At 37.3% G+C, this 9,673-nt stretch carries 10 protein-coding genes; 4 read left to right on the top strand and 6 right to left on the bottom strand.

Annotated features, from left to right (window positions below; translation table 11 throughout):
• Positions 1-139: 139 nt before the first annotated feature.
• Complete coding sequence (locus tag NCY57_RS16050; RefSeq protein WP_008400148.1) at positions 140-1,435, bottom strand: tyrosine-type recombinase/integrase; 1,296 nt, start codon at positions 1,433-1,435, stop codon at positions 140-142.
• An 86-nt stretch (positions 1,436-1,521) separates the two neighbouring features.
• Positions 1,522-2,151 (bottom strand): helix-turn-helix domain-containing protein, encoded by a 630-nt coding sequence (locus NCY57_RS16045; protein WP_008402208.1) that lies wholly within the window; start codon positions 2,149-2,151, stop codon positions 1,522-1,524.
• 171 nt (positions 2,152-2,322) lie between these two features.
• Here NCY57_RS16045 and NCY57_RS16040 point away from each other — a divergent pair, with 171 nt between their 5' ends.
• The 4 genes from NCY57_RS16040 to NCY57_RS16025 all read left to right on the top strand — a co-directional run bounded on the left by NCY57_RS16040 (position 2,323) and on the right by NCY57_RS16025 (position 5,742).
• Entirely contained in the window at positions 2,323-2,553 is a 231-nt protein-coding gene (locus NCY57_RS16040) for a helix-turn-helix domain-containing protein (protein ID WP_004843519.1), read from the top strand.
• A gap of 140 nt (positions 2,554-2,693) precedes the next feature.
• Positions 2,694-3,008: a hypothetical protein gene (locus NCY57_RS16035; protein WP_005337289.1), complete on the top strand. Its 315-nt coding sequence runs from the start codon at positions 2,694-2,696 to the stop codon at positions 3,006-3,008.
• A 327-nt stretch (positions 3,009-3,335) separates the two neighbouring features.
• The gene (locus NCY57_RS16030) at positions 3,336-5,057 is read left to right on the top strand and encodes a MobA/MobL family protein (RefSeq protein WP_055228713.1); all 1,722 of its coding nucleotides are present in this window, start codon (positions 3,336-3,338) and stop codon (positions 5,055-5,057) included.
• Positions 4,996-5,742: a DUF6040 family protein gene (locus NCY57_RS16025; protein ID WP_055156872.1), complete on the top strand. Its 747-nt coding sequence runs from the start codon at positions 4,996-4,998 to the stop codon at positions 5,740-5,742. Before NCY57_RS16030 ends, NCY57_RS16025 begins: the two co-directional genes overlap by 62 nt.
• Before the next feature lie 377 nt (positions 5,743-6,119).
• Here NCY57_RS16025 and NCY57_RS16020 read toward each other — a convergent pair whose 3' ends face one another.
• From NCY57_RS16020 to NCY57_RS16005, 4 genes are all read right to left on the bottom strand, one after another.
• Positions 6,120-6,635, bottom strand: coding sequence for an immunoglobulin-like domain-containing protein (locus NCY57_RS16020; protein WP_008400157.1), 516 nt, complete (start codon positions 6,633-6,635; stop codon positions 6,120-6,122).
• A 56-nt stretch (positions 6,636-6,691) separates the two neighbouring features.
• A complete protein-coding gene (locus NCY57_RS16015; protein ID WP_055156874.1) occupies positions 6,692-8,014 on the bottom strand; it encodes a HAMP domain-containing sensor histidine kinase in 1,323 nt (440 codons plus the stop codon).
• The gene (locus tag NCY57_RS16010) at positions 8,002-8,676 is read right to left on the bottom strand and encodes a response regulator transcription factor (protein WP_044944580.1); all 675 of its coding nucleotides are present in this window, start codon (positions 8,674-8,676) and stop codon (positions 8,002-8,004) included. The genes NCY57_RS16015 and NCY57_RS16010 overlap by 13 nt, the downstream gene beginning before the upstream one ends.
• 464 nt (positions 8,677-9,140) lie before the next feature.
• The gene (locus NCY57_RS16005) at positions 9,141-9,377 is read right to left on the bottom strand and encodes a DUF6061 family protein (protein WP_008400163.1); all 237 of its coding nucleotides are present in this window, start codon (positions 9,375-9,377) and stop codon (positions 9,141-9,143) included.
• Between the last annotated feature and the right edge of the window lie 296 nt (positions 9,378-9,673).

The following is a 9,673-nucleotide window of genomic DNA, read 5'->3' as shown; positions in this document are numbered from 1 at the left end:
CAAACTGGAATTTATATAATTATTCCTCTAACTTTCCCCATTTTATAGGCTTTCCTGCCTGTCCATTAGTGAAATGATATGTAGTTTCCCTTATTTTTGCCCTTATGAGATAATCACAAGGGAAATAAGGGAATTTTTTTTAATCATTGCCTACCACTTTATCAAGAAGCCGAACCGATTTTCGTTTCGCATCTCTTGTGGAGTGAGCATAGACATTCATTGTGGTACTTACATCTGAGTGTCCTAATAATTCCTGCACATCTTTTGGAGCAGCTCCATTTGCCAAAAGGTTGCTTGTATAGGTGTGACGTAACTGGTGGAAATGAAAGCCTTCAAATCCCTCTAATGTTTTTGCCACCTTTCTGCATACCGTCCCCAAAGTAGTCGGAAGTTCCAGACAACCATCCGGTCTTAAGCAGACGAAAGAAATTTCTTTATAATCTGCCGGGACTTCCTCTGTTCTGTCTAAGCAGTAATATTCGTAGTACACTCTGTTTTTCTCTTTGACCTCTTTGTAGTAGTTCGTGTGATAAAGTTCTCCGTACTGCATTCGATTTTTTAACTGCTCTTTCCGGGCATTGCGGAAAATCTCTACCAGCGTATCTCCAAAATCAACAATCCTCACTTTTTTCCGCTTGGTTGGTCCGATGATATATTTGCGCTTTGAGCCATCATATCGGATGCTGCGTCTTATGGTAAGGCATTGTTCTTCCAGATTTACGTCCTGCCATGCCAAACCACAGGCTTCTCCAATACGAAGCCCGGCATAATAGGCTATCTGGATTGGAAGTATTGCGGCTGGGTTCTTTTTTTGAAGATACGCAAGCAGTCTTTCATAATCTTCTCGTGAAATTGGTTGGATATTTCCGTCCATGTCCTCATCCGAAAACAAATCAACTTCGTCCGTCTGATACCGCAGTTTAATATACTGCATGGGATTGAACGTAATATACTGTTTTGGAAATACTGCAAAGCGGAAAGACTGCTGCATGACTGCGGAAAAAGAATGGATGTAATCTTTGCTGTAACCCTTTCTCTCTTTTCCATCGGGATGAACTCCCCCGAAGGAAAGCAAATCAAAGAAAGATTGCAAATGCTCAGAGGTTACATTTTTTAATTTCCGTTCTGCCAGCGGATGTTTCTTAATATTTCGGATTGTTCCGAGGTAATTCTCCACAGTACCATTGCTGAGCGTACCTGTTTTTAATTCCTCCTCTGCCCACACATCCAGAAGTTGTCCGACTGTGAGATTTTCCGCTTTGGCAACAAATTTCTTTTTCTCATAATCATCCATTGCCTGACGGAGCAGCTTTTCAGTTTCACTTTTGCTTTCTGTTCCAACGCATTCTTTCTGAACAAGATTGCCGCTTGCGTCCTCTACATAGAAGCGGTAGTACCATTTCTTTCCTTTTTTTCTTACAGATCCTTTTGCCATAATCGTATGTCTCCTTTCGATATTAGACAATCGGAACTGATGAAATGCTTCGTGCGTGTAAGTATATCATAACTCCGGTTGTCTTACTATACCGATTCGGAATCTTCGTATAAGACTTCTGATAAAAGATTTGCAAGCCTTTGTTCTGCTGTTTTTGGTTTCTTGGAATAGAGCCTTACAACGTCTGCCATCTCATTAAAAGCATTGATGGTAGGAGTGATTTCCCTTAAGAACATAATCTCATTATATTCATCATTCGATTCAAACCCTATTGTTTTGGCAATATCCGTCTGACCAGCATTCCCCTTGAAGTTTTTGCAGGCGAACTGAAAGGAATCCAAAAACAGACCATATTGTTTTAACATCAGCAGTAATAAATCTTTTGAAAAAGCATCTTCTTCTTTGGTAAGGGCAAGCGGTAACTGTTCCAGAATATCTCCCATCGCATCACGAATCTGTAACTCTCTCTTATCCGTAATGTCGGTTTCATATTCATCTGTTTCCCCTTTGAGCCATTCCACAGATACATGGAGTGCTTCCGAAAGACCTTCCAGCACCATTTTTTTCGTATTGTCAATCGAACCATTCTCATAACGCAGGATTGTAGAAGCGGTAACCCCCATCTTTTCTGCGACATAAGGCTGTGTCAGATTCAATTCCAGACGGCGCTGTTTTACTCTGCTGCCTATCAGCTTGCGTAGTTCTTTATCTTTCATGCTGACTGCCTCCTTTTTCGGTATGTATGAATTATAGCATTGTTTTTCCAAAATTGCAATATGCAATACAATATTTGCTTTTAATATTTCGTAACGCTTGACAAAAAGATATGAAAAGGATATACTTACATCACAAGAATTGCATAATGCAATTTATAAGGAGGTGATTATATGACGCAAAGAAAAATTGCATTATCCATCGAAGAAGCTGCTGACTATACGGGAATCGGCAGAAACACCTTAAGACAGCTTGTAGAATGGAAGAAACTTCCAGTATTAAAGGTTGGTCGCAAAGTCCTGATTAAAACCGATATTCTGGAAATGTTTATGGAAGCGAATGAAGGTCGTGATTTGAGGGATAGAGGAAATGTAAAAGCCGTAACAAGAACTGCGGCAAATTAAAAAGGCGGCTTCCAAAGAAACCGCCAAAGGTTCTATCAGACCGAAGCCATGATATACCTACACGCAAGAAGATTATACCATGTGCTTCTTCTGATACGCAACCAAGAACTTATGTTTGCAAGAGAAAGGAGAATGTAATAATGGCAAAATCAACAAAAAGTTATGAAGAACGAATGCTTGAAATGGAAAAGAAAGAGCAGGAAAGCCTTGAAAAGGCGAAAAGATATGCAGCACAGAAGAAAGAACTTCTGAAGCGAAAGAAAGCCGAAGAAAGTAAAAAACGAACCCATAGGCTCTGTCAGGTTGGCGGTGCGGTGGAATCCGTTCTTGGTTCGCCTATTGAGGAAGAAGACATCCCAAAGCTGATTGGTTTTCTGAAAAAGCAGGAAGCCAACGGGAAATTTTTCTCAAAGGCAATGCAGAAAGAAACAAATACCGATATGGAGGAAGTGTAATGGCGGAGGGGATGAGGTTTTCATTCCCTTCATTGCTTTTTTATGAAGGGCGCACTTATGGACAACCAGAGGTCGTCCCAATAAGTTTGCCACAAGTGGCAACCGGTCTGCGCTCACGCTTGCCGGGCTCGTTCCGTCGGCGGGGCTTTCAGCCAGACCTGCTCATGCCGCAGGAGGCACTCTTCGCCAGAGGGGCGCATTCCATGCAGGCTGCTATGCGCAGGGCACTCTTACGCAGAGGGCGTTCCGGCAATGCTGCTTTTCCTAAAACCGAAAGCAATGTTGCCGGAAATCTATGCCGGATGTGCAGAAAGGAGGCATCCAGACATGGCGATTTTTCATTACACAGTCAAAATAGTCGGACGTAGTAAAGGGAAATCTGTTATCTCCGCTTCCGCATATCTCAATGGGGATGTGATGAAAAATAAGGAAACCGGGCGAATCAGTTATTACACTTCTAAAAAAGAAGTGGTCTACACCAGTCTGATGATGTGCGAAAACGCACCTCCTGAATGGCAGATAGTACCAGAGGAAAATATAAAACGCTTTCAGAAATCTGTCCGATACAAAAAGTCAGCAGATAAAGAAGCTGCTTTAGAAAAATTTAAAATCACATTTCAGAAACAGAGGTTATGGAATGAGGTATTGAAGATTGAAAAAAGTGCGGATGCCCAATTTGGCAGGTCATTTGAATTTGCCCTTCCCAAAGAATGGAACAGACAGGAACAAATTCAATATACAACTGACTATATCCAAAAAACTTTTGTAGATAGAGGAATGTGCGCTGATTGGAGTATCCACGATAAAGGGGATGGCAACCCCCATGTCCATCTGCTTCTGACTATGCGTCCTTTTAACCCGGATCATTCTTGGGGAAAGAAAGAAGTCAAGGATTGGGATTTTGTCAGAGATAAAAACGGAAATATCGTGATTGATGAATCCCATCCGAACTGGTGGCAGGATAAGAAAAACCCTGACCGTCATGGAATCCGTATCCCTGTATTAGACGAAAACGGAATTCAGAAGATTGGTGCAAGAAACCGCCTGCAATGGAAACGGGTGCTGACCGATGCTACTGGATGGAACAATCCAAAAAATTGTGAACTATGGCGGAGTGAGTGGGCAAAGGTGTGTAATGAACATCTTTCTTTGCATAATCAGGTCGATCACCGTTCTTATGAAAAACAGGGAAAACTCCAGATTCCTACCATCCATGAAGGTGCTGACGCAAGAAAGATTGAACAAAAGTTTCTTGTCGGGCAGGAAATAAAAGGTTCGTGGAAAGTAGCGGAAAATCAAATCATAAAACAACAAAACACGTTATTGCAAAAGATACTGGACACCTTTGGAAAAGTATCGGGTGCATTATCATTATGGAAGGAGCGATTAAATGACATTAGAAGAAAGCCGGGAAATTATACCCTTAATGGAGTCCATGATTGGGCAAATCGAAGAACAGCAGACCTTAATGACAGAAATGATTCTGGAAATGCAGAACCGGGACACCCAACTCTCTCTTATGCAGGAACAGAATCAGAAATTGCAAAAATTAAACAGCGAGTTATCCGAGCTGCTCAACATTTTGCCAAATACCGAGGAACTGCTTTCCAAGATGGAAGAACAGAAAACGAAGATAGAACTTTTGGAAAACGAAAATCAGCAATGGCAGAAATTGGCACAGAATCTGAACAGCGAAAACAGTTTATTGCTGAAACAGAACACCGAATTGCTGAACTGGAACAGCAAATAAGGAAAGGACGTGATATAGATGAACGAATCCAGAGAATCAAAGAACGCCGAACAGTTGGAAGAACTTCTGCTCTTGACCGAGGAGATACAAGAAGAACTGGAACAGAAAGACCAGCTTATCGTGGAACTGAAGACGCAGCTCAGCGAATCTCTGACCTTGAACGAGAAATTAAACAAAGAGAACAGAGCCGGGAATATTCAAGCATTAAAGAACGACTTGAAGCTGGCAGACAGAGCATTGCAGATCGAGAAAGAGAAGCTGCGAAGCGCAAACGTCACGATAGGGGAATGTCAAGATAAAATACGATGCTTAACACAACAACGGGATTATGCCCGGACACATCAGAAAATCGTAGAGATACCGGTAGAAAAGCCGGTGCTCTATGAAAAATGTGAAGCCTGTGACCGGACAGCCTATCAGAATGAAAAAGCGAAATACGAAACACAAAAAGAGCGACTTGCAGGACAGTATAAAGCAAAAACGGTAATATTCCAAACAACCTTGTTCCTTCTTGCATGGTATTCGCTGACAACCACTCTTTTTCAGGCAGTACAGTCAGATGTGTTCCTTTCCGATTGTAAATCATTCTTCCATGATGCAGCGTCATTCATACAAACTTTTATCGGATGGACGATTGCTGCCGGACATTCTGCGGCACAGATTAGTACCAAAATTCCAAATGCGTTTATAGCCGGAATCATATATTGGTTATTGCTGATATTGGTTGTCGGAATATGCGTAGCAGGAACAGGGATACTGGTGATACTGATAGAAATAAAGGTTATAGAATTATATAAGAAAAACTGTTGGGATTTTATTACTCTACTGATGATACTGACAAGTGCTGCTGTCATCATTTATTTTGGAGAATCCATCAAAAAAACACTGTCAGTAAATCTTCTATTGCTTTTTGTACTTTCGCAAGGAGTATATGTTGGACTTAGATGTTATTTGAAAAATCAGTTAAATACCAAGCTATATTGATCAAAATATGATAAAAAACGTATAAAAGCAGGGGATAAAAACACACATCGTCCCCTGCTATTATATTATCCTTTTCCAATTTCTAGTAGGATATGCCTGTTTCATTATGCTTTTTTAAAAGCCTTAGTTTGAATGCTTTACTGTATTTCTTCCTAGACATAAATATGCTCCACATGGTACATAAAAAAGGACATGGCAATACCTCCTTGATACCACCGTATCCTTGAAAAAGGGCGACTTTAACACACCCTCCGTATTCTCATTTTTACAAAAGAAAACGGCGGTTTTGATTGTTATTTCAAAACCGCCGTTAAAATGGCATGAGAACTTTCTACTTCATAAGCGGTTTTTTTTCATGCTTATGAAGTAGAGAATTTTTACCTTATCGTAAATTCGCAAGATAAATTATATGTATCGTAATCCCAATCTCTTTCACTTTCAAAGAACGCAAATTGTTTAATCAAACGATAGTGTCCAGCAGGCAATTCTCCATAAAAACTTTTAACATCAATTTCTAATGTTAATCGTTCGTTAGGCTTAATAAAGCAATCCTTTTCATTGCTCTTTGAGGGGTCATCAAGCTGTTTAAGTTGATACCAAGTGCCGGATTGTTCAGCTTCTATTTCAAAATAATCTGGTGAATATTGGTATTCTTTATCAGAAGTATTTTCTATTAGAAATGAAAGGTGCTTTAAGTCTAAATCCTTTTCTGTACTCATTGAAATCTTCAAATCGCCCAAAGTGTCAAGCGCTTCTTCACTTCCATAAGGAGAAACCTCATATTCTTCGGAATAATCTTGTACTACATGATTATCACTGTCCTTTGCTTGACTACACCCAACAATACACACCAATAACAATAAGGTTAGAAACATACATATTATTTTTTTCATTTGTCCTTATCTCCTTTCTTTTAAATTTATAATAGCAATAAAATGTCTATTTTCAATCAACTTTCATTGCAATTTATTTTCACTGTAACACATGCTCCCCCTGCTTTATTATTAGCAATTTGGATATTTCCGCCATGTCTTTCACTTAAAATCTTACTAATATTCAGCCCTAACCCCAAATGTTCAGTAGCTATATCTTTCGATGATTTATAAAATGGTAATGTCGCCTTTTCAATATCAATATTTTTAAACCCGCAACCATCGTCTGAAACAGATATAACTAAATTATCATTCTCTATTACTACGCTAATAGCAATATCACTTTTTGCGTATCTAATACTATTAGAGAGTAAGTTTTCATAAATCTGCATGACTGTATCTAAATTGATAAACAAGGTTATATTATTACCGCTTGTAGTAATTGAAAAATGTTTGTCATAACAAAGTGCTTCTGCTGTGTTATTAAAATTATCAATAAGTGAATGAAATGTAATCTGTTGTCGTGGAATATCAATATCCTCTAACCTGTATAAGTTCGTCATAGCATTTACATATTTTTCAAGACGTGAAATATTTTTTGACATTACTGATATTTCATCTAATATTTCTTGTTGTGATACTAAGCCTTTGGGAATAAAGGAAAGCAGCATAGTAGCATGACCCTTTAGTAAAGTCAAAGGAGTGCGTAAGTCATGCGAAAAAGCAGCATTTAGACGGCGCTGTTCAGCAAATTGTCGAAACATAGTTTCATTATTTTTCGACAAACAGTCTTTCATTTTTTCAAAGGCATGACAAAGTTTCCCCATTTCATCATTTAATGGATATGATAACGTAAAATCTAAGTCATTTGCTTCAATTTTATGATACGCATTAGTTAATAGCTTAATAGGTTTCGATAATTTTTTTTTATAAAAAAATGTTACACAACATATCATACTAATAGATAATACGATAGGAATAATTGCAATATTTAATGAACCTAAAGCACTGTCAATAAGCCTATCCCGGTTTGTAAAATTAGGTAAAACTTCGATATATGAAACATGGTTCGGATAGACATATTCGTGTACTGGGCGTTCTTTTTGATAATCAACATTGAACTTGCATATCTCGTTTCCTTTCGTGTCAAATATTGTGTATTTTGTTTGGTCATTACTATAAGTGGCGGTAAATGAGCCATTTTCCGGTATATCATACCTCGTTGACAGATTTTCATACTTATAGTTTAAATTTATTCTGTATCTGTCAACCATTGAAATTAAAAGTATACAAATAATTATTCCAATCAACAACGAAAACAAAGCATAAAGAACAAAGGTCATTCTAATACTCATGCTATTTAACCGATTGAACAATCTGCTTCTCTTTAATTTTTCCATCTATATCCGCACCCCCAAACAGTTTCAATGTAAGGTCTATCGCCTAAAGATAAAAATTTTGCCCTAATACGTCTGATATGTTCTGTAACAACTGTATTATCACCAATGCCGTCTAATCCCCAAACTTTTTCATAAATAGTTTCCCGGTCAAAAACAATTCCTTTGTTTTGCGAAAGGAAAGATATTATATCAAATTCCTTTTTGGTAAAAGCCATATCCTTATTATGATAAAACACAATACGTGAGGAATAATCTATAACCATATCTTCATCAAATTGCACCTTTGAAGATATATTGTGTCTTTTTTCTCTGCGAAGATGTGCTGCAATGCGAGCTTCTAATTCATCAACAGAAAATGGTTTTATTACATAGTCGTCTGCGCCAATAGAAAATCCTTTTATTTTATCACTATCTTCAATGCGTGCTGTTAAAAAAATTATAGGGCATGAAACATAATCCCGTATCCTTTCGCAAACAGTAAATCCATCTATATCTGGCATATTGACATCTAACAAAATAATGTCAGGTTTTTTTTCTACTTCTTTTAATGCAGCATTTCCTGCTGTTGCAGTATATACCGTATATCCAAGTTTGCTGAAATAGCAATACAGCATTGATACAATTTCTTTTTCATCGTCTACAATTAAAATACTCTGCGCCATAAATATGCCTCCATTGTGAATATCTGATTTAAGATTATCAAACAAAAATCTATTTCTAATCAATTTCTTTAATTTTCGATGTCATTAGTTATTATATATGGCAATATGAGTTGTAGCAACCTTACTCTACATGTTTTATGCTCTATTACTATCCACACTATGATGTGTGTAATCATATCCCGAAAGCCATACCAAACAAAGCAGTCTATGGCAGATTTAGAAATAAGTCCTATGATTATTGAAAAATAAGAAAATATAAAAATTAGAGTGAAGTAATTATATTACAAAAATGAAAAACGGGAGATACACAGATATTGTGCTATCTCCCATATTGTTTTTAGTGTCATATCAAGGCTCATTTATTAGTGGTAAAATTAGCGTTTTTCTATATTTCTCAAAATGCTTGAAAGTAAAGTGTTCATATGGATAATCGAAAATCAGATATAAACTTTTGTTTAAATTGCCTATAATTCAAGTGAATCTTCTGCATCCACCCACATCTGTAAATTGCCATCAAGATATAATCTTGCATATTCCAAAGGCTCATCCACAGCCAATGAAGTAAGCGCACATTCTGATCCATATGTGGTTTTTAAATTTTTTTCAGCTTCCCAACAATTAATGCGAAGCATATATCCGGCACTTGTGTAAACATCAATACTATCGTGGTTTATGTTGTATTCTGCATAAATTGTTCTCATTGTATCTTATCTCCATTTTTTAATAATCATTTACAGAGTTAAATATCGAAAACATTTCATTCAGTTCACCATGTCGTTATTGTTATATGTTATACTATGTACGAATTTTTCTTTCCCTTAATTTTTCCCATATTAAGGTTCATGAAAACCAATGAGAGAATATAATACAAGGGAAAGAGTAAGGGAAAGTTCACTTGCTACAAACTTAGTATTTTCAAGGGTTTGTGAGGAATTTGATAATCAACTATAACAGTTATTAAATTTCCTAAAATAAGTGAAATATCAACTGGAATTTG

This window comes from Blautia sp. MB18-30, from assembly GCF_023669475.1.
GTDB classification, from domain to species: Bacteria; Bacillota; Clostridia; order Lachnospirales; family Lachnospiraceae; genus Blautia_A; species Blautia_A fusiformis.
This window is presented reverse-complemented; position numbering and strand designations above follow the sequence as displayed.